Source organism: Parapedobacter sp. (assembly GCF_035556095.1).
GTDB lineage: Bacteria > Bacteroidota > Bacteroidia > Sphingobacteriales > Sphingobacteriaceae > Parapedobacter.
Map to the genome: position 1 here is coordinate 98,459 of NZ_DATMFT010000003.1, position 20,880 is coordinate 119,338.

General features: G+C 50.0%; 17 protein-coding genes. 7 read left to right on the plus strand and 10 right to left on the minus strand.

Going from position 1 to position 20,880, the window contains the following annotated elements:
• Nucleotides 1-16 precede the first annotated feature (16 nt).
• Nucleotides 17-1,366 (plus strand): TolC family protein, encoded by a 1,350-nt coding sequence (locus tag VNQ80_RS00865; RefSeq protein WP_325635407.1) that lies wholly within the window; start codon nt 17-19, stop codon nt 1,364-1,366.
• Here VNQ80_RS00865 and VNQ80_RS00870 read toward each other — a convergent pair.
• From VNQ80_RS00870 to VNQ80_RS00915, 10 genes are all read right to left on the minus strand, one after another.
• Nucleotides 1,354-2,418, minus strand: coding sequence for an ABC transporter ATP-binding protein (locus VNQ80_RS00870; RefSeq protein ID WP_325635409.1), 1,065 nt, complete (start codon nt 2,416-2,418; stop codon nt 1,354-1,356). The two genes, VNQ80_RS00865 and VNQ80_RS00870, sit on opposite strands and share 13 nt — an antisense overlap.
• A gap of 58 nt (nt 2,419-2,476) precedes the next feature.
• The gene (locus VNQ80_RS00875; protein WP_325635411.1) at nt 2,477-3,391 is read right to left on the minus strand and encodes an outer membrane beta-barrel protein; all 915 of its coding nucleotides are present in this window, start codon (nt 3,389-3,391) and stop codon (nt 2,477-2,479) included.
• A gap of 23 nt (nt 3,392-3,414) precedes the next feature.
• On the minus strand, nt 3,415-4,215 hold the full coding sequence (locus tag VNQ80_RS00880; protein ID WP_325635413.1) for a hypothetical protein: 801 nt from the start codon (nt 4,213-4,215) through the stop codon (nt 3,415-3,417).
• Nucleotides 4,202-4,852: an RNA polymerase sigma factor gene (locus VNQ80_RS00885; RefSeq protein ID WP_325635415.1), complete on the minus strand. Its 651-nt coding sequence runs from the start codon at nt 4,850-4,852 to the stop codon at nt 4,202-4,204. The genes VNQ80_RS00880 and VNQ80_RS00885 overlap by 14 nt, the downstream gene beginning before the upstream one ends.
• Nucleotides 4,845-5,204 (minus strand): nuclear transport factor 2 family protein, encoded by a 360-nt coding sequence (locus VNQ80_RS00890; RefSeq protein WP_325635417.1) that lies wholly within the window; start codon nt 5,202-5,204, stop codon nt 4,845-4,847. Before VNQ80_RS00890 ends, VNQ80_RS00885 begins: the two co-directional genes overlap by 8 nt.
• Before the next feature lie 161 nt (nt 5,205-5,365).
• Entirely contained in the window at nt 5,366-5,803 is a 438-nt protein-coding gene (locus tag VNQ80_RS00895) for a DUF1801 domain-containing protein (RefSeq protein ID WP_325635419.1), read from the minus strand.
• A 174-nt stretch (nt 5,804-5,977) separates the two neighbouring features.
• The gene (locus VNQ80_RS00900; RefSeq protein ID WP_325635421.1) at nt 5,978-7,621 is read right to left on the minus strand and encodes a pyruvate dehydrogenase complex dihydrolipoamide acetyltransferase; all 1,644 of its coding nucleotides are present in this window, start codon (nt 7,619-7,621) and stop codon (nt 5,978-5,980) included.
• A gap of 52 nt (nt 7,622-7,673) precedes the next feature.
• Complete coding sequence (gene pdhA, locus VNQ80_RS00905; protein WP_325635423.1) at nt 7,674-8,669, minus strand: pyruvate dehydrogenase (acetyl-transferring) E1 component subunit alpha; 996 nt, start codon at nt 8,667-8,669, stop codon at nt 7,674-7,676.
• A 77-nt stretch (nt 8,670-8,746) separates the two neighbouring features.
• On the minus strand, nt 8,747-10,687 hold the full coding sequence (locus tag VNQ80_RS00910; protein WP_325635425.1) for a KUP/HAK/KT family potassium transporter: 1,941 nt from the start codon (nt 10,685-10,687) through the stop codon (nt 8,747-8,749).
• Between the two features lie 88 nt (nt 10,688-10,775).
• Nucleotides 10,776-12,155, minus strand: coding sequence for a nucleotide sugar dehydrogenase (locus VNQ80_RS00915; RefSeq protein WP_325635427.1), 1,380 nt, complete (start codon nt 12,153-12,155; stop codon nt 10,776-10,778).
• Nucleotides 12,156-12,367: 212 nt separating this feature from the next.
• Here VNQ80_RS00915 and dnaG point away from each other — a divergent pair, with 212 nt between their 5' ends.
• The 6 genes from dnaG to VNQ80_RS00945 all read left to right on the plus strand — a co-directional run bounded on the left by dnaG (nt 12,368) and on the right by VNQ80_RS00945 (nt 20,821).
• Nucleotides 12,368-14,305, plus strand: coding sequence for a DNA primase (gene dnaG, locus VNQ80_RS00920; RefSeq protein WP_325635429.1), 1,938 nt, complete (start codon nt 12,368-12,370; stop codon nt 14,303-14,305).
• Nucleotides 14,306-14,668, plus strand: a complete 363-nt coding sequence (locus VNQ80_RS00925; protein WP_325635431.1) for a YraN family protein — start codon at nt 14,306-14,308, stop codon at nt 14,666-14,668.
• A 45-nt stretch (nt 14,669-14,713) separates the two neighbouring features.
• On the plus strand, nt 14,714-15,757 hold the full coding sequence (locus VNQ80_RS00930; protein WP_325635433.1) for a glutaminyl-peptide cyclotransferase: 1,044 nt from the start codon (nt 14,714-14,716) through the stop codon (nt 15,755-15,757).
• A gap of 9 nt (nt 15,758-15,766) precedes the next feature.
• Entirely contained in the window at nt 15,767-17,545 is a 1,779-nt protein-coding gene (locus VNQ80_RS00935) for a TrkH family potassium uptake protein (protein WP_325635435.1), read from the plus strand.
• A gap of 20 nt (nt 17,546-17,565) precedes the next feature.
• Nucleotides 17,566-18,252 carry a TrkA family potassium uptake protein gene (locus tag VNQ80_RS00940; protein ID WP_325635437.1) on the plus strand — a complete coding sequence of 229 codons (687 nt, stop codon included), beginning with the start codon at nt 17,566-17,568 and terminating at the stop codon, nt 18,250-18,252.
• 103 nt (nt 18,253-18,355) lie between these two features.
• Nucleotides 18,356-20,821, plus strand: a complete 2,466-nt coding sequence (locus tag VNQ80_RS00945) for a YfhO family protein (protein WP_325635439.1) — start codon at nt 18,356-18,358, stop codon at nt 20,819-20,821.
• Nucleotides 20,822-20,880: the final 59 nt, after the last annotated feature.

Below are 20,880 nucleotides of genomic sequence, written 5' to 3' on the forward strand. Positions count from 1 at the left end.
CCAAATGAAATACGACATGTTTTTATCGATACGCTTTATCGTCTGTTTGTTTGTGGTCGTTGGCCCGATTTCCTTGCCGGTTATTGCCCAGGAAACCGTTACCCCGGATACACTTACCTTGGAGCACAGCATCACGCTTGCCCTCAAACATAACCGCGATGTGCAGCAAAGCCGTATCCGGACGCGGGGAGAGGCCATCAACTTACGGCAGGCAAAGCAGAACCTATTGCCGTCGCTGGACGCGAGTATGAGCCACAGCTACAGCCAAGGGCGGTTCATTAATCCCACGACCAACCAATATGTGGAAGAGAATTTCACATCAGGCAATCAGCACCTCAGCAGTTCCTTGATTTTATTTGATGGGTTGCGGATGTTCCGCAACATTACGCAACAGGCCCATGCCTACCGTGCCACCCAATTGGAAGAACAATTGATGGCAGAACAAATTGCATTGGATGTAACTGCGGCATACATCAACGTGCTTACCGCGCGAGATATGGTGGCACAGATCGATAGCCAAGCGGCGGTAACCCAAAGGCGGGTTGAGCGTAGTACAGTGCTTTTCAATGAAGGGGCTATGGCACCGGGCGATTACTACGACCTCAAAGGACAATATGCAAGCGATTTAAATAGCCTGAACACGGCGGAGAACAGCCTTAGCGAGAACTTGCTGAGCTTATTCCGCTTATTGAATTTGCCGTACGACCCAGATGTATTCCTTGCACCGCTTCAAGCCCTGCCTCTGCCGATGGCACCCGTGTCGGAAGCTAGTGCACTATATCAGACGGCCGCTAACCGGCTGGGTGTCATCAAAGCTGCGGATCATCGGGAAAAGCAAGCTGAGTTTTCACTTAAGGCTGTCCGGTCGTCGTATTTTCCAACATTGTCTTTAGGAGCCGGTCTGTCTAGTAATTATTCGAAAGATGGATTGGGCAGCTATTACGACCAGGTGCAGAACAACTTGGGGCGGTCGCTCGCGTTTTCACTTTCGATACCTATTTTTTCGCGATTTCAGGTGAGGAATAACGTGGCCCGGGCGAAGCTTGATGTACTGAACGCCGAGCAGGCTGCCGAGACACGCCGAAACGAATTGCAACAGACCACCCATCAAGTGTTATTCAACCTGGATGCGGCGAAAGAACGTTATAAAAACTTGGTGGAACAGGTTGCCTACTATACCGAATCATTCCGCATCGCTGAAGTGCGTTTCGATGCCGGTGCCATCAATTCGGTGGAATTCCTGATTGCAAAGAATAAAATGGACAACGCAAATGCCAACCTCGTTATCGCACGCTACCAATGGCATCTTCGCCAACGGATCGTAGATTATTACAACGGTGAATTGCTGCTTGGTCAGACAGATTGACCGGGGAGTGGGTGGAAATGGTCAACGCGGATGTCCACGTGTATGCCGTCTTCGAGGTGGTCCGTGGCGTTTGTTATTACATATAACGTGACGGATTCATGCTGTACCGCGACCAGCTGATAGAAACCTTTGAACTGGATGTCTTGTACAAGAAAACTACCCTGTTCGTTCGTTGTAATGGATAGCCACTCGGGGTGGATGGCCACCGCTGTATGGGCTTCAAGACTCAAGAGCTGGGCCTCGTCTGTGCTCAGGATGTTGCTTTTGGCCAGCAACCGTGCAGTATACGCATTCGGTGGCTGGTGATACAATTGTGCGGGATGGCCTGAGGCCATCAACTGGCCGTCTTTTAGTACAATCAATTCGTCGGCCATCGCGAGCACTTCCGCGGGGTCGTGCGATACGAGTACCACGGTAAGTCCCGTCTCTTCTACGATGGAACGGATATCCCGTTGTAGGGTATCCCGGAACGATGCATCCACTTGGTTGAAGGGTTCATCCATCAGTAAAACTTCGGGGTTGTTCACGAGGGCACGGGCCAAAGCTACGCGCTGCTTTTCGCCGCCACTCAGGTCGGCAATGCGTTGCTTGGCCAAGTGGGTGATACGCAGGCGGCGCAGGCTGGCCTCCGTTTCGCTGAATTTACCTTCCAAATCAGTATTGGAGAGTTGCGATGCCACATTGTCCCACACGTTGGCATAGGTGTTGAGGTCGTCAAACCCCTGCGATACCATGCGCATGGCATCATGGCCAGGGATAAGTTTTTCACGGGGATTCGGTACCCGCCAACCCCGGTAGCGGACTTCACCACTGTCGGCCTCCAGCAATCCGTAAATGAGTTTCAATAAGGTGCTCTTTCCGCTACCGCTTTCGCCGATAATGGCGGTGATTTTCCTCTCGGAGATGTCGAAAGATAGGCCACTGATCGCCACGATCGGTTCCTTACCGGCAAACGTGCGGCTTACGTTCTCACCATGGATCAATGGCAGGCCAATGCGCTGTACGTCATCCCGTACCGAACAGGAAGGGGGATTTGTGGTGGATATCGCCATAAATAGAGCCGCCCCGATTATCGGGGCGGTACAAAATTACAAAATATAACGCAATGATTTAAAACCCGAGCATCAGGCCAAAGGCCATGTTTTGCAAGCCGGCTTGGTTCGGGCTGTTCTCAAATAGATCATTGAAATAGTATTTGGCATAGATACCGAATGAACCCACACCAAAACGGGCGAAGGCCCCATAGCGGAATTGGGTGAAGTTATAATCGTCTTTGAACTTCTGCTTGCCAAGCTCGTCGCTCTTGAACCGTTGTGTCCCTTTAAGCAGGAAGCCTCCCTCGGGTCCGAACGCAAACTTTAGCCGGCCTAGCCCGCTGTAATGCTTGCTCCGAAGTTCGAAGGTGAGTGGCAACCGGAGGTAGGTAGATGTGAGCCGGTTTTTGGAGTAATTAATCTCATCTCGATCAATATAATCCCACTCCAGCGGTGTGGTATTTTCCTTGAAATCGATGTTCTCCCGCAGACGGACGTAGGTCCAGTCAAACCCAGCTGAAAGGAACAGGCGGAAATTGTCATTGAAGCGGTAGCCCGCCTGCAGCAGGTCGAACCCGAAGTTCACCGTTTTGCCAGGACGGTACTTAAAATCGCGGTTATCGTCCGACAGGGTGAAGCTACCGTTATCGATCAGTTTAACCAAGCCGAGGTCGATCCGCGAAAAGGTGATGCCATAGATGGGATGCGATTGCCGGGGGCGCTCAACAGTTATTTTTACGTCATCGCTGTCTTGGTTGTCTTTTTCATACGCATGGGTCTTCTCCGATTTTTCGATGGTGATGACCCCGTCATCTTTGCCCGGGATGGTGATGCGTACCTTCCGCCGTTCACCAGTTTCTACATCTTCCATAATGACCGTATCCATGGCAGTCCGATTGTTTTGGCGGAGGGTGTCCGACTTCTTTTTCTCCTGTGCAGTCGCCGCCAGCAGGGTTGCGCAGTATAATAGTGTGAGGCTAATGTATTTCATGTCGATTTATATAAAAGGGTGATTTACTTTATTCGCTTCTTCTTGTTTTTTGCCAGGCTGAAGTTAAAATCGAGCTTCAGCGAACCCTCGCTATCGTTGGAGAACGTAACCAGCTTCTCATCGCGTTGGTCGACTGCGCCCACTACATAGTTTAAGATGTTGCTTACACCGAAGGGCTGTTTCGATTCTTCCGTGGCGGCCAGTAGGGTTTCTTCCTCTTCCTCCAATACCACGGGTGGCTGAATATCCGGTACGGTGGCCGCTATTGCTTCTTCCCTTATTGGCCGGCCGGCGGGTGGAGATACAGGTGGCTCGTCGTTTTTCGCTAATGCTTGCGTAGTCGGAACAGCTTCTTCGGCGATCAGTAGCTGGTTATCGGTGGTTCCGGTAGACCGATCGACCTGCTGCATTTCGGCTACCTGCATTTCTGCTTCGTTTTCGTTTTTAGCCTGACGGTTCCGCTTGGCGAACAGTTGCTTCAGTCGGTCAATATCCAATGGTTCTACCGCCGGAGCAGGCTCGGCCGGTTCCTCAACCACCGGCATGTCTTCTTCCGCATGCACTACCGGATTCTGGAGGTAAGTTACCATTACGGGGCGGTTATACCAATACACAATACCACACACCATCAGTACGCCCGCGGCTATCGATATCCACCAGCTGGGAAACCGGAGCCGCTGTTTTATGGGGACAGCGGTGCCTTGCTCCTGTTCGTCAAGCTTGGACGCTATCTTATCCCATAGGTCATTCGGCACCTTGGGGCGGAAGTCGTCGAACTTACCCGCTAACTGCCTGTCAAATTCGTTTCTCTTATCTGGATTCATGAATCCCTCCTTCTAGTTGTTTTATCCGTTGTTTTAGCCACGCACGCGCTCTAGACAATTGCGATTTAGACGCCCCCTCGCTGATTTGCAGTGACTCGGCAATTTCCTTATGGGAGAACCCTTCTACCGCATACATGTTGAATACCACACGGTAGCCATCGGGGAGCGACTGTATCAGCCGCAGCAAATCCTCGCATTCCAAGTTATCCATTGCGAACGTCTGCTGTGCATCATCGCACGCTTCGTCTATCTCGACCTGTTGTCCGCTGCGCCTGTTCCGGCGGTACGTTTCGATAGCTGTGTTGACGATGATACGTCGTATCCACCCTTCAAAAGAGCCGTCGCCGCGGTAGCTACCCAGGTTGTTGAAGACTTTGATGAAACCGGCCTGTAGCATATCTTCTGCCTCAAAGGTGCTGCTCGCGTAGCGCATACATACCCCCAGTAGTTTTGATGCCAAGGCATTGTATAGCTGCCCCTGTGCGTGACGGCTACCGCCTTTGCAGCCTTCATACAAACTTTCTATCGTAACCGTTCGCTCCAATTCGGGTGTGTTTATTACTATGATGATAAGATAGGTAAAAAGGTTGCACGGCAGGTGCGTTTTTTTGACCGTCGACTTTTGTGGCTTATTCAAGGTTGTTTATCAACATTAAATAAGAAGTCAGTTTGCTTATTCTTCCGTCTGTAAAGTGAAATACATCACAGAAGACAGCGTCAATTTTACTGCCGTCTTGCATTTTTGCTTTTACGGCTCCTTCGGCAATTACGACATTTCCCTCTTCCACAAGCCGGGTTACTGTAATATCAGGATGCCCGTCTGCGTTGGGATGTTCAATTTCTTTGTCAAATGCAGCCTTGCCACGATGAAGATAAAAACCCGGCATTTCCCAAACGACGTCGTCCGTTAAGCACGATAATATTTTTTCGTGGTCAGAAGCACGGAACCCATCCATGTATTTTTCTACGATTTGCTTTTGTTCACTCATTGCCGTTACTTTTTTTATTGTCACAAACCAAAATAGTTGTAACCAAGTAGCTATTTAATCAACACTTACGCTTTTTCCTTATAAAATCATTGCAATCGCGTTGTTACCAAAACGAAAACAAACGCAAAAATAATTGAGTTGGACATGTGATGCGTACGCTGTTATTTTATGCTACACGAACATGCGTGATGTTCAGTAATGTATTGAATGGACTCGTTGCAGAGTTCTTGTAAAGCCGGGATATTGATGTCGGAGAGTTTTTTCACATAAATGCATGCTTTACCCATTTTAAATTTTCCGAGACTGGCCAACGCTAATTTACTTTTTTCGGTATCGGAATACACATAGAGTGAAAACGCAGATTTTCTTGGAGAAAATCCGAGAACGGGTGCATCGCCCTCGTGTCCGCTTTTGTATTTGTAATGGTAATTACCAAAGCCGATAATGGACGGCCCCCACATTTTGGGTTCACAGCCTGTGATATCCTGCATGATTTTCAGGAGTTCAAAACTGTCTTGCCGCTTTTGGTCCGTGTCTGCAAAGGAATTGATGAATTCGTGGACATTAGCCGCTGTATAGTTCGTTTTGGTTTTTGCCATGAATAGTTAATTTTTTACGCTTGCCGGGTAAGCTGCTATACAAACTTAGATAAAATTGTTCGTATACAACTATTATAATCGTCGCGTTGGGTAAAAAACAATAGCTATGCTCCCAACAAAAAAGCCGTCTCGTTTCAAACGAGACGGCTTTCAACGATTATTTGCTGTCGTTCCTTACGCCAGTAGACGTACCGGTTCTTCGAGCAGTGATTTCAATGTTTGCAGGAAAGCAGCACCCGTTGCACCGTCAACCACGCGGTGGTCGCATGTGAGCGTTACCTTCATGATGTTGCCCGGAACGATTTGCCCGTTTTTGACCACAGGTACCTGGTCGATGCCGCCGATGGCGAGGATGCAGGAATCCGGAGCGTTGATGATAGCAGTGAACTCATCGATGCCGAACATGCCCAGGTTGGAAACGGTAAAGGTAGAACCTTCCCAGTCTGCTGGCTGCAATTTCTTGGCTTTGGCGCGTTGCGCAAACTCTTTAACTTCCGCAGAAATGTGCGATAGTGATTTACCGTCCGCAAAACGTACCACAGGCACCAACAGTCCTTCGTCGACCGCGACCGCGACGCCGATGTTCACATGCTCGTTGTAGCGGATGGTGTCGCCCTGCCACGACGCATTGATTGCAGGGTGTTGCTTCAATGCGACGGCTGCTGCTTTGATAACCAAATCATTGAAGGATACCTTTACGGGTGCCACTTCGTTAATTTTGGCGCGGGCCGGGATCACATTATCCATGTTGATCTTGATGGTGAGGTAGAAATGCGGTACGAGGAAGGACTCGGAGAGCCTCCTGCTAATGGTTTTCCGCATTTGGGTAACCGGCTTTTCGGTATAACGCTCTTCGCCCACGTATTGCGGGATACTTACGGTCGTTGTTGCTCCTTCGCTTGCGGGCGCCGCGGCAGCAGGCGCTGTAGGCTGCGCGGACGGTGTATATGACTCTACGTCTTTCTTGATGATGCGTCCGCCGTCGCCCGTGCCCTTCACGTCGGTGAGGCTTATCCCTTTATCTTTGGCTATTTTGCGTGCCAGTGGTGATGCTTTCAAGCGTGAATCATCGTCGTCGCCTGCCGGTTTTTCGGCTTCTGTCGCGTTCGATGGCTCAGACGCTGCCGGCTTATCATCCTTTTCTTTCGTTTTTGCTGCCGGTTCCGTTTTTTTGCCGGTTTTTTGCTTAAGCAAGGGAGTCACGTCGGTGCCTTCCTCGCCTATGATGGCAATGATATCGTTCACCTTAGCGGCTTGTCCTTTTTCCACACCGATATACAGCAATGTGCCTTCAGCATAGGCGGTCACTTCCATCGTGGCCTTATCGGTCTCCACATCGGCAAGCACATCATCACTTTTGATGGTGTCGCCCACTTTGAAATGCCATTCAGCGATGACCCCTTCGGTCATGGTGTCGCTAAGCAAAGGCATCGTGATAACCTCAGCATTGATATCTTCTGTGCTGACCTCCCCGTCGTCGCTTTCCGAAGGTTCCGTTGCTGGTTCAGCTTCGTCTTTACCTGAATCCGTATCGGGTTTGCTGCTACCACTTTCGTTGAGTAGCGCTTGATAGTCTTCTCCTTCTTCACCCAGCACCGCAATAACCGCATCTACGGGAACAGCTTCACCCTCTTTTGGGCCGATATACAATAACGTTCCATCTTGGTACGATTCGAAGTCCATCGTGGCTTTGTCAGTTTCGACTTCCGCTATCAAATCGCCGGAACTGACTTTGTCGCCTACTTTTTTGTGCCATTTTGCGATTACCCCTTCGGTCATGGTATCGCTCATTTTCGGCATTTTAACTACTTCAGCCATGTTATATTGCGGTTAATCCTTACTTAAACGTTAGTTAGCTATCTCAAATACTTCAATCCATGATGTACGGGTAGTCGTCCTGTACATACACGTCCTTGTACAGTTCGTCTACTTCGGGGTACGGTGATTCCTCAGCGAATTTGACACATGCTTCAATGGTCTTTTTTACATCAGCTTCCACTTGAGCAAACCACGCTTCATCCGCATATTTTTTTTCGGAGATGGTCGCTTTGGTCACGATCAGCGGATCTCGCCCTTTGTATTCCTCCAATTCTTCCTTGGTGCGATATTTAGCCGGGTCGGACATGGAGTGCCCTTTGTACCGATAGGTCCGCATTTCAAGAAACGTGGGTCCGTCGCCGCTCCGTGCGCGCTGCACAGCTTCGTCCATCGCATTGTGTACGGCTACTACGTCCATGCCGTCTACAGGTGCGCTTGGCATATCGAAACCGAGGCCCATCTTATAGATGTCGCTCATGTTGGTCGTGCGGCCCACCGAGGTACCCATAGCGTAGCCGTTGTTTTCGCAGACGAATATAACCGGGAGCTTCCATAGCATCGCCATGTTGAGGGTTTCGTTGAACGCACCTTGTCTTACAGCGCCATCACCCATGTAACACACGTTGACATTGTCGATGCCATTATACTTTTCCGCAAACGCGACACCTGCGCCCAATGCAATCTGGCCACCTACGATACCGTGCCCACCCATGAATTTATGTTCTTTGCTAAAGAAGTGCATGGAGCCACCCTTGCCTTTAGAGCATCCGGTCGCTTTTCCGAAAAGCTCAGCCATAGCTGCATCGGGAGATACGCCCTTGGCAATGGCATGTGCATGGCAACGGTATGCCGTGATCATCGAGTCTTCCGGGCGCAACACCGACATGGCACCCGCTACCACAGCCTCTTGGCCGATGTAAAGGTGGCAAAAGCCACGGATTTTTTGTTGTCCGTACAGTTGACCGGCCTTCTCTTCAAATTTGCGCATGAGCAGCATCGATTTATACCACTCCAAATACGTTTCTTTTTTTATCGGTGTCGAACTCATTTCAACGTCTGTTTGCTTATTGAATTTTTGGAAGGCAAACTTAGACAAAAATGTTGTGATATGCAATTGACTATGCGTCACTTTGTCCTTTTCAGCCTCTTTTTCTGAGAAGACGGCGGGCCCATCAGCGGAACCCGTTCAACGGTAACGAAACTGGAATCGAGACCAAACCCACGTTCTTCGGAAAGGCTGTATGTCTTCAGCAGGTTGTAAATGTCTAATACGATACGCTCTGCGAAACGGAATACCGATGTATTGAATAAGACACGTTCAAGCACGATGAACCGGAAGTCGCCATCCATGTTGTATTTGCGAAGGGTATCAAAGTTACTTTTAATATCCACCTCATCATTGGCAACGAGGGTTTCCACAATTTCTCGAAACAGGATACTGATGCGTTGCTCATCGCGGAATCCGAGCCGGAAATCGACCCGGATTAACCGGCCAGGCACCAACTGGGTTATTTCATATTCGCCTGTATGGGGCGAATCGGTCACGTCCACGTGTACCAACCAGTATACATCGGCCCTTTTTGGTTTTTTCTTGATGATGGAATAGATGATGCTTTCTTCGATTTCGGAGTCGAAATTTGCACTGGTGAGGTAGACCAGTTGCGATGCGTATAACGGGATGGATTTATCCCGACTGATTTCCGAAATGATGGGAATATACTTTCCGATTTCTACAAACCGGGTGAGCCTGTTTTTTATTTTCCGCGCCCACCACCAGCAAAACATCATGGAAAAAATAATGGCAGTTATCAACAGCGTAAGCCATCCGCCGTGTGCGAATTTAGAAACGTTGCCAATGAAAAAAGTGGATTCGATAATGAGGTATATGACCAAAAAACCGATGGCCAATGCCTTTGGAACCCGCTTCTGCAAAAGAAAGACAGTCATCAGCATCGTCGTGACGATAAAACTGATGTTTATCGCTAGACCATATGCGGCTTCCATTTTAGCGGATTCGCGGAAAACCAGGATGACAACGATGCAGCCGATGAATAAAATCCAGTTGGCCGAAGGCACATAAAGCTGCCCTTTAAGCAAGTTGGGGTGTATGATACGCACTTTAGGCCATAAGTTGAGCCGCACGGCTTCGGCAACGAGGGTGAAGGCGCCGGAAATCATCGCCTGACTAGCAATCACCGCAGCCAACGTGGCAATGGAAATGCCGTACGGAACAAACCAGGTTGGCATCACCATGTAAAACGGATTGCTGCCGGCGAGCAACGCGCCGTCGTTAGCAAGCAGCCACGCTCCCTGCCCGAAATAATTGAATAACAAACAGGCTTTCACGAAAATCCATGAGATTCGGATATTCCTAAGTCCGCAGTGGCCCAGATCGGAGTATAGTGCTTCGGCCCCTGTTGTGCAGAGAAAGACTGCACCGATTATCAAAAGCGCATTGGGATGGCTAATAATCGTTTGGATGGCGTAGTGGGGGCTCACTGCCTTAAGTATAGCTGGGTGGCCGATTAGGTGGGCAAAACCCAATATCGCTAACATGGAAAACCAAATGAGCATGACCGGCCCGAATAGCCGGCCGACAACGGCGGTGCCGAATCGTTGAAGAGAAAAAAGTACGGCAACGATAACCAAAACAATCGGGACGGTTTGCAATTGCGGATAAAAGATTCCCAACCCCTCTATTGCGGAAGAGATGGTGATCGCAGGCGTAATCATGCCATCAGCCAATAGTGCTGCACCACCGAGCATCGCCGGGAATACGATCCACTTACCGTTCTTCCGTACCAATGAAAAAAGAGAAAGAATACCGCCCTCTCCCTTATTATCCGCTCGTAAGGTGATAATGACGTATTTTATGGTCGTTTGTAGGGTAAGTGTCCAGAAAATACACGACACGCCACCATATACGAGTGCTGGATTAATGGCGCTCGGCCCGATAATGGCTTTAAAAACGTATAAAGGAGACGTGCCGATATCGCCATAAATGATACCCAAGGCGATAAGGATACCGGCCGCGGTAAGCGGGTGTTTAGACAATTGCTGGCGCATTGATCTCAGCGTTATTCGCCTGCAAACATACTGTTTATCGAATTAAGAATGCTAAGAAAATATCAAGATGCCAACTTGTTGTGTTGATTTATTCCCCGATGGCATAATACTGGAAACCGATGGCTGGCAGGTCGTTTGCTCCAAGCAGCTTCCTGCCGTCGAACACGAAGGCCGGCTTCATCATGTGTTCCTTGATGCTTCGCCAGTCGTATGCCTTGAACTCATCCCACTCGGTGAGCACGGCGATGGCGTGTGCCCGGTCGGCAGCCTCATAGGGATCTGCCACCACCTCCACCAGCCTGCGGTTCTCCCCGGGGCTGCGCGTGCCGAGGTAGTCCAGGTCGGCATACACCTGCTCGGCATCGACCTTCGGGTCGTACACCACGATCTGCGCCTCCTCGTTCAGCAGCGCGTCGGCCACGTAGATGGCCGCCGACTCGCGCGTGTCGTTGGTGTCCTTCTTGAAAGCCCATCCCAGAAACGCGATCTTCTTGCCCGATACGGTGTTGTACATCGCCTGCACGATGTTGTCGGCGAAGCGGCGTTTCTGGTGGTCGTTCATCGCGATGACCTGCTCCCAGTAGTGGGCCACCTCGTGCAGCCCGTAGCTGCGGGCGATGTATACCAGGTTGAGGATGTCCTTCTGGAAGCACGAACCCCCGAAGCCCACCGAGGCCTTCAGGAACTTCGGGCCGATACGGCTGTCGGTGCCGATGGCACGGGCCACCTCGTCCACGTTGGCGCCCGTCTTCTCGCAGAGCTCCGAGATGGCGTTGATGGAGGATACCCGCTGGGCCAGGAACGCATTGGCCGTCAGCTTGGACAGCTCCGAGGACCACAGGTTGGTGGTGAGTATCCGCTCGCGCGGCACCCATGTGGCGTAAACGTCCACCAACGCCTGCACGGCCTCGGCGTCCTCCCCGCCGATGAGCACACGGTCGGGACTATGCAGGTCGGCGATGGCCGTGCCCTCGGCCAGGAATTCCGGGTTGGACAGGATGTGGAACCCCACCCCGTTGCCCGTGTTGTGCAGGATGCTCTTGAGCGTCTCGGCCGTACGAACGGGCAGGGTCGATTTCTCCACCACGATCTTGTCATCCTTGGCCACCGCGGCGATCTGCCGGGCGCAAAGCTCGATGTATTTCAGGTCGGCCGCCATGCCCTTGCCCTTGCCGTAGGTCTTGGTCGGCGTGTTCACCGAGATGAAGATCATGTCGGCCGCGGCGATGGCTCCCTCCACGTCGGTGGAGAAGAACAGGTTGCGGCCCCGTGCCTCGGCCACCACCGCATCCAGCCCCGGCTCGTACACCGGCAGCCTGGAGAGGTCCTCGTCATTCCATGCCGCAATGCGGGCGGAGTTGATGTCAACAATCGTCACGGTGATGTCCGGGCATTGCTGCGCAATCACCGACATGGTGGGGCCACCTACGTAACCCGCACCGATACAGCATATGTTTTTTATCTTCATCTGTTTGTTTTTACCTACACCTCAGTTTCATCGCATTTGCCGATTGGTCTTCATCGGGAAAACGATTCTTGCGTGTTGCGTGGCAAAAATAGGAAATAAACTAAGTAACGGGTTGCTTTGATGTGGCCTGATAGCTACAAATCGCAATATTTTCAGGTTATCCTTGGTAGTTCTTCGTTATTCGTTAATTTTACCCTACCAAACAGTGGCGTGTGATTAAGCAAGAAGTTGTCGACAAAATACTGGATATTGCCCGGATTGAAGAGGTGGTGGGCGATTTCGTGGACCTCAAAAAGCGGGGTACGTCGTTGATTGGTTTATGTCCGTTCCACAATGAGAAGACACCGTCGTTCAACGTCTCGGTAAGTAAGGGGATTTACAAATGTTTCGGGTGCGGGGCCGGTGGCGATTCGGTGCGTTTCGTCATGGAGCACGAGAAGTACTCCTATCCCGAAGCGCTTAAATACCTAGCCCAGAAATACCATATTGAAATTGAGGAAACCGAGCGAACGCCGGAACAGCTTGCCGCGCAGGACAAGCGCGAGAGCCTCTTTATTGTAACGAATTGGGCGGGAAAATTCTTCAAGGAGACGCTCTGGGATACAGACGATGGCCGAACCATCGGGCTCAATTATTTCCGCGAGCGTGGTTACCGCGATGACATCATCCAAAAATTTGAACTGGGTTATTCACCGGAGGGGTGGACCGCCCTATACGATCGGGCGAAAGCAGAAGGCTATAAGGATGAGTTCCTGGAGGCCACCGGGTTAATCATTCGTAAAGATGATGGCAGTGTGTACGACCGGTTCAGGGGGCGCGTCATGTTCCCCATACACAACCTCACCGGGCGTATACTGGGCTTCGGCGGGCGTACGCTGAAAACAGATAAGAAAACCCCCAAATACGTCAACTCACCGGAAAGTGAAGTTTACCACAAGTCGGATGTACTATACGGCCTTTATCTCGCCAAAAAACCCATCCTCGACGCCGACAATTGCTACCTCGTGGAAGGATATGCCGACGTTTTATCCATGCACCAGGCGGGTGTAGAAAACGTGGTTTCTTCATCGGGCACGTCACTTACCAGTGGGCAGGTGCGGCTGATCTCGCGGTACACCAAGAATGTAACCATTCTCTATGATGGTGATGAAGCAGGGATCAAGGCATCGCTCCGCGGAACGGACATGCTATTGGAAGAGGGGCTTAATGTAAAGGTGCTGCTTTTTCCCGATGGCAATGATCCCGACTCATATGTACAGAAGTTCGGGTCGACGGCATTCAGACAATACATCGCGGAGCATCAGCAGGATTTCATTTTCTATAAGACCCATGTATTATTGCGTGATGCCGGGAACGATCCGATTAGACGTGCAAGCGTTATCCACGATGTGGTGGAGAGCATCGCGCTGATTCCGGATGCGATCAAAGCGTCGGTATTTGTGCGCGAATGTAGTGTATTATTAGACATCGAGGAACGTCTGCTCATCGCGGAGCTCAATAAGCTCCGGATTGGCCGGGCGAAAAAAGCCGACCGTAAAACGGAGCCGTTGCCCGAGCAACCAGTGGAAAACGGAGCTATTGAAACGAGCACTCAAATGGCTCAGCCTGTTGAAACCGTTTCGTCTGATGTACTGCATGAACGGGAAATCGTCCGGATATTGCTGCATTACGGTAGCCAACCCGCCACGTGGGAAGAAGACGATGTGCCGATTGCCCCGCTCCTGCTGAGTGGATTGAGCGACGTGTCGTTCGATGATCCGGCCTGCCTTGCCATCATTGGTGTTTACCGCGAATTCATCAATCGTGGTGAGCTTCCGGAAGAACGGACATTTATCGCCCATCGCGACCGTGCCATTGCTGACTTGGCGATAGACCTGCTCGCCACCAAATACAGCCTGAGCCCCAATTGGAATGATGAGAAGCGTAAAATATATGTCTCTCATGAATCGGAACGGCTGGAGGACCTCGTTTACAGCGCGATTTATCGCATCAAGAAGCGGAAGGTGGAACAGCAGATCTTAAAGGTAAGGGAGGCGATAAAGGATGAAACTGATACAGCCAATATGGAAATCATGCTTGCGAACTACCAGAAGTTAAAAGACGTATCGAAGATAATAGCCGAAAAATTGGGTACCATCGTTGTGAAATAGATGAATACACTTCAAAAAGGTAAACAGGGGGAAGATGCGGCAGCACGGTTGCTGCAGCAGCACGGTTATCGGATAAGACACCAAAACTGGCGCTATAAAAATCTGGAAGTAGATATCATCGCAGATGATGGCGATATACTGGTTTTCGTTGAGGTGAAAACCCGGGCCAGCCACGCGTATGGGATGCCTTACGAGTTTGTCGATTACGCGAAACAAGCCAAGCTTACGCGCGCGGCCAACCAATACATTGCTGCAACAAAGCATGGTGGGGAAATCCGTTTTGATATCGTTTCCATTTTATATTCAGAAAAAAACAGCACGTATAATATGCGGTTGATACGTGATGCGTTTTGGCCGGGTTGATTCGCGCAAAAATCCTTACGAAGAAAAATAATTAAGTTTGTCCGTATGAACAGATTAATCTACATACCGGTTGTTTTGCTTGTTTTCATAACATCGTGCAATACGCAAAAGAAGGCGTCCAAATTCCGATTTGATACACCGGCGGCAGGCACGTTGGTGCAGCTTGGCGAATCCGTGCCACTGAAGCTGGTGTTTCCCGAAGACGTGTCGGCGTTTGATTCAGTGGTGTACAGTATGGATGGCGAAGTGCTGGAACGCAAGATGGACAGCACAGTGGTAAGCCTCAATACGGAAAACGCCGCGTTTGGCAGCCGGACACTTAGTGCCAAGCTTTATTACAATGGCGAAGAACGCGTGGCATATAGCAACATTGTGGTGGTGCCACCGACCCCGAAACGTTATGGCTTCAACGTCGTTGCAGAGTATCCGCATGATCCTGAGGCGTATACACAGGGACTGGAGTTTGATTCGCAAGGTGTACTATATGAAAGCACCGGCCAGCGTAGCAAATCGTCGATTCGCAAGGTTAATTACCAAAACGGTAACATATTGCAGAAAATCGACTTGGATGACGAATATTTTGGTGAAGGGCTGACCCTCGTCCATGATAAAGTGATTCAACTGACTTGGCGCAATAACGTTGGCTTTATATACAATAAAGGCTCGCTTGCCAAGATTGGGGATTTTCCATATGGATCGTTTAAAGAAGGTTGGGGGCTGTGCTTCGATGGCGACCGACTGATCCTTTCCGACGGCACCAGCCGGCTCTATTTCCTAAACAAAGACACTTATGCCGAGGAAGGATTTATCGAAGTATACGACAGTAAAGGACCACTGGACAGCCTCAACGAGTTGGAATACATCGACGGAAAAGTGTATGCTAACGTGTATACGAAAGATATCATCGTGATTATTGACCCGAAGACCGGTGCTGTGGAAGGAGAAATCAACCTAATCGGTATCTATCCGGATAAAGCGGATTATGACAACGAGCTTAACGGAATCGCTTACGACCATGGCGGCGACAGGCTGTTTGTAACCGGCAAGCTTTGGAGTAAGCTGTACCATATCGAGCTCATCGAGCGATAAAACGCCGCCATGCTGAGCGACATCAAGTATATTTTTAAATACCGGGAGAGCACCGTTGACCGGGTGATGCTTTATGTGAGCTTGGTCTGTGCCTTGGTTGTACTCTTCCATCTCGGGTATAATACGGATAAAGCGACGGCACGGCAGTTTGCAGCCATTATCAAATGGTTGTTTTATGGTTTGTTTTTCCTGGGAGCCCTCCGTATCGGTTTTTCCATGCTAGCGGTCCGGAAGGTGGGTGTTGCCCATTACGGGGGCTTGGTGCTGTCCCTGTATTTCCTTACGGTTATTCTAGCCCGTGTCACAGAGGAACCGCACCTCGCATTCTTACAGAATGATGAATGGCTTTATCTTGGCATATTCGCGGTGTTTCTTACAGAATTGTCCAAAAGCAGTCTTTTCTTCGATAATTTCTATTTTAACCCGACCATTCTATTTGTCATCAGCTTTTTGGTGCTGATACTCGTGGGTACGTTGCTGCTGATGCTGCCCAAGACTACTGCAGGCGCCCCACTACCCTTTGTCGATGCGCTGTTTATGGCTACCAGCGCCGTTTGCATCACGGGATTGGCTACGGTTGATATCGCAACCCAATTCACTGAATTCGGCCATACGGTAATCCTTATCCTTATCCAGTTGGGTGGTTTGGGGATCATGACGTTTACTGGGTTTTTCGGTTATTTCTTCAGTGGTGGCTTTTCTTATAAAAATCAGCTGATGTACAGCGAGTTTTTGGGGCAAAATAAAGTTGCATCGGTTATCAGTACGCTGTTGAAGATTATTTTCGTCACCCTTTTCTTTGAGGTGGTGGGTGCCGTTTTTATCTTTTTCAGTACCGAGGCCGCCGATTTCGAGACATACGGCGACCGGGCGTTCTTCTCGGTTTTTCATGCCGTTTCTGCGTTTTGTAATGCAGGCTTCACCACGGCAGCAGGTGGGCTTAACCAAGCGGCGTTCCGTTTCAACTATGAAATGCAGGTGGTTCTTTCGTTGCTGTTTATTCTTGGTGGACTGGGTTTTGGAATTGTTTTTAATACCTATACGTTTATTAAGCGATGGGCCGTCAACGTTTTCTTGCGCGTATTCCACAGCAGACCCTACATCTACCGAGCGTGGGTCATCAGTTTCAATACGCGTTTGATCATGTGGGCTACCTTGCTGCTGGTTGTGTTTTCTACGGTGGCTACTTTCGTGCTGGAATACAACCATACGTTGGCAGCGCACCAGACCTTGTGGGGCAAATGGATTTCGGCTTTTTTCACAGGCAATAGTGCCCGTGCCGCTGGGTTCAGCGTGGCCGAAGTCAGTAGCTTTTCGCTGCCCATGTTGGCAACGGCTGTTTTCCTCATGTGGGTGGGGGCCTCGCCCGGATCTACCGGTGGAGGTATCAAAACCACCACCTTCACGGTGGCCTTGCTCAATATCGTCAACTTGGCCCGAGGGAAGGATAAGTTGGAAATCTTTGGCCGAGAAGTATCCACCGATTCGGTAAGCAAGGCCTTTGCCATTATCGTCCTTTCTTTTTTGGCGGTTGGCACCACCATGTTTGGATTGGCGATTACCGACAGCCACTTGGGGTTGCTTCCTATTGCGTTTGAGAGCTTCTCGGCTTACGCGACCTGTGGGCTTAGTCTGGGCATTACACCGCAGCTGAGCGCCGCGGGGAAAGTAATTGTTATCTGTAGCATGTTCGTGGGGCGCGTGGGCCTGCTCACGCTGCTGGTGGCTCTTATCAAGAATACGAAAAACAGAAGCTATGAATACCCACAGGAAAAGATATTGTTTTAATAGGATTTTATGAAATCGAGATGAAGTTTATCGTTTTAGGATTAGGAAATTTCGGCAGGGCCCTTGCCATCCGCCTTACCGAACTGGGCCACGAAGTAATCGGTGCCGACAACCGCATGAGCAAGGTGGAGGCGCTGAAGGAGAAAATCACCCATACCATACGTATGGACACCACAGATGCAGATGCCATGAGCGCACTGCCGCTTAAGGATGCCGATGCTGCCATCGTAGCCATCGGTGAAGATGAAGGAGCATCGTTACTTACCACGGCACTGCTCAAGCAATTCCAAGTGAAGCGAATTGTGGGCCGTGTGGTGTCCGACCTGCAGAAAACGGTATTGGAAGCCATGGATATCGACGAATATATCATGCCCGAAGAAGAATCCGCGGCCCGGTTAGCCATGCGGTTGGACAACACCGATATCGTGGATTCATTTAAAATATCGGAGCGATACAGCATCGTCGAGACCAAAGTACCTGCAAAGTACGTAGGGATGACCTTGAAGGAGGCCAACCTGACCAATAAATTCAAGGTTATTGTGCTCACAACGATTAAATCGACAGAGACGTTGAAAGATGGCAAGATGAAGGTAAGTACGGAAGCTACCGGCATCGCCCAATCAGATACAGTGCTTGCATCGGATGATATCTTGGTGCTGTTTGGTGAACTGAAAGATATCAACCGTCTTATCCAGAAAGGCGAGTAGGTAAAGCAACGACATTTTTATTAAGCGGAGTTCGCGAATACCACGCATTTTATCTAAGTTTGGCCTTTATTCAGAAATAAGATACCCTAATTGAAACCATTGAATGAAGACCTGGTTCAACAATAACGCGACCCACCTGGCGATAATCGGTATTTTCATCGCTATCACTTTTATCTATTTCCCGCCTGCGTGGCAAGGTAAGGTATTGTACCAGCATGACGTTTTGCAGGCACAGGCAGGGCAGCAAGAGATACTGGATATCAAAGCGCGCGACGGCGATATGCCACTGTGGACAAACTCCATGTTTAGCGGCATGCCATCCTATCAGGTATTGATTGAATTGCCCAGTAACCTCACAACGTATCTACTGCATGGTTTTAAGGGTGTCTTTCCACACCCAATCGATGTTGTACTGCTTTATTTGATCGGTGCGTACCTTTTATTCAGTGTGCTCCGAGTAAAGCCCTGGCTCGCTGCTGTAGGTGCTGTCGCTTTTGCGTTTTCATCGTACAATTTTATCTATATCGAGGCTGGTCATGCCAATAAGACCTATGCAATCGCATTCATGGCACCTATATTAGCTGGAATCTTATTGGCTTTCAGGGGCAAATACCTGTGGGGGGCGGTGTTGTTGGCGCTTGCCATGGCACTCGAGATCCGCGTAAACCATATTCAAGTAACGTATTACCTGTTTTTGGCGGCACTGATCTTGGTCGGCATCGAGGCATATGGTGCCATCCGCGAGAAACGGTTGCTCGCTTTTGGCAAGGCTATCGCTTATCAGGTAGCAGCAGTAATTGTAGCCATAGCGGTAAACGCTTCGCTATTGTGGCCCACTTATGAATACAGCAAGGAGACGTTGCGTGGGAGGTCCAACCTGAAAACGGAGAACACACAGCGGGCAGACAACGGCGTGAGCCGAGACTATGCATATCATTGGAGCCAGGGCGTCGGCGAGAGCATTACGTTCTTGATACCCAATGCGTACGGCGGCGGCATGTCTACCCGCTTGGACGGCCAATCAAACGTAGCCAAGCTCGTGATCAATAAAGGAGCAGATCCGAACCAGGCAGCAGGCTTTGCAGCCAATCTGCCGACTTATTGGGGCGAAAAGCCAGGTACGTCAGGGCCTTGGTATTTCGGTGCCGGCATCATGTTTTTGTTTGTGTTGGGGCTGATTATTGTACCGGGTCGCATCAAATGGTGGCTGGCGGGCACTACGGCACTGGTGTTGCTATTGTCATTTGGGCGGCATTTCCCGCTGGTTTCCGACTTGTTTTTCTACTATTTCCCGATGTATAACAAGTTTAGAGCGGTGGAGTCCATCCTGATCATTGCCACCCTTCTGATCCCTGTGTTAGCCGTACTAGCCATTAATGAAGTTATCAAAAATGGACCGGCTATCAAAAAGCTGGACAAAAAAGTGCTGTATGTATTTTATGGCGTAGGCGGTATTATACTATTGATTGCTGCATTACCCGATCTGTTTTTGAGCTTCAAAAGCTCAAATCACCAAGCGATGGTTCAGCAATACGGCCAGCAGCTGCAAGACAATACTTTTGCCAATGAGTTGATGGCAGCATTGGTGAAAGACCGTGTCTCACTAGCCCGTGCCGATGCATTCCGTTCACTCCTCTTTGTGGGGGCGACCTTTGTGTTGGTGTGGTTGCTGATTAAGAACAAACTGAAGGCACAAGCCGTTGTGGTGTTGCTGGGCATCGTAACGTTGGTTGATCTTTGGGGTGTGGATAGACGCTACCTGAATGACGAACGGTTTGCCGACAAGCTGCAATTGACACGACAGTTTAACCCGGAACGGGAGGTCGATAAACTCATTTTGATGGACAAGGATCCAAACTATCGGGTGCTCGATGTTACCACAAATCCATTTGCCGATGCACGCACATCGCATTTTCATAAGTCTATCGGAGGCTACCATGCGGCCAAACTGATGCGTTACCAGGAGTTGATCGAACAGCAATTTTCCGGTGCGATCAATGAAGATGTATTGGATATGCTAAACACGCGCTACCTGATTACGGCAGACAATGAAAACAACCAGCGCATCCAACGGCGGAATACCGCTTCCGGTAATGCCTGGTTTGTAGAGAAGGTGACTGTGGTAGAAAGTAACGAGGAAGAAATGGCGGCTATCAATTCATTTGATCCATCAAAAGAAGCATTTATCCATGCGGAATTCAGGCCATTGTTGGATGAAGGCCGCCTTAGCCCACCGGAGAATGCGTCGATCGAACTCACATCATACCGACCAGATCACCTGGTCTACGAATATTCTGCCCCGCGTGACGCCTTCGCTGTCTTTTCCGAAATCTGGTATGACAAAGGCTGGAAAGCCTTCGTCGACGGCAAAGAGTTGCCTATTCTACGAGCCAATTACGTGTTGCGCGCACTGCAGTTGCCCGGCGGAAACCATCAGGTGGAGTTTAAGTTTGAGCCGAGATCATATCACTTGGGTGAGACCATTTCATTGATTGGATCCATCCTGTTGATTGTAGGGCTGGCGGCCGCCATTTGGTTTGAGCTTCGGCGCAAAGCGGTGCCTAACTGATCTTCGAGTGGCAGGATTATCTCATTCATGCCAAACGACGTGGGCAAAGACGATTCGCG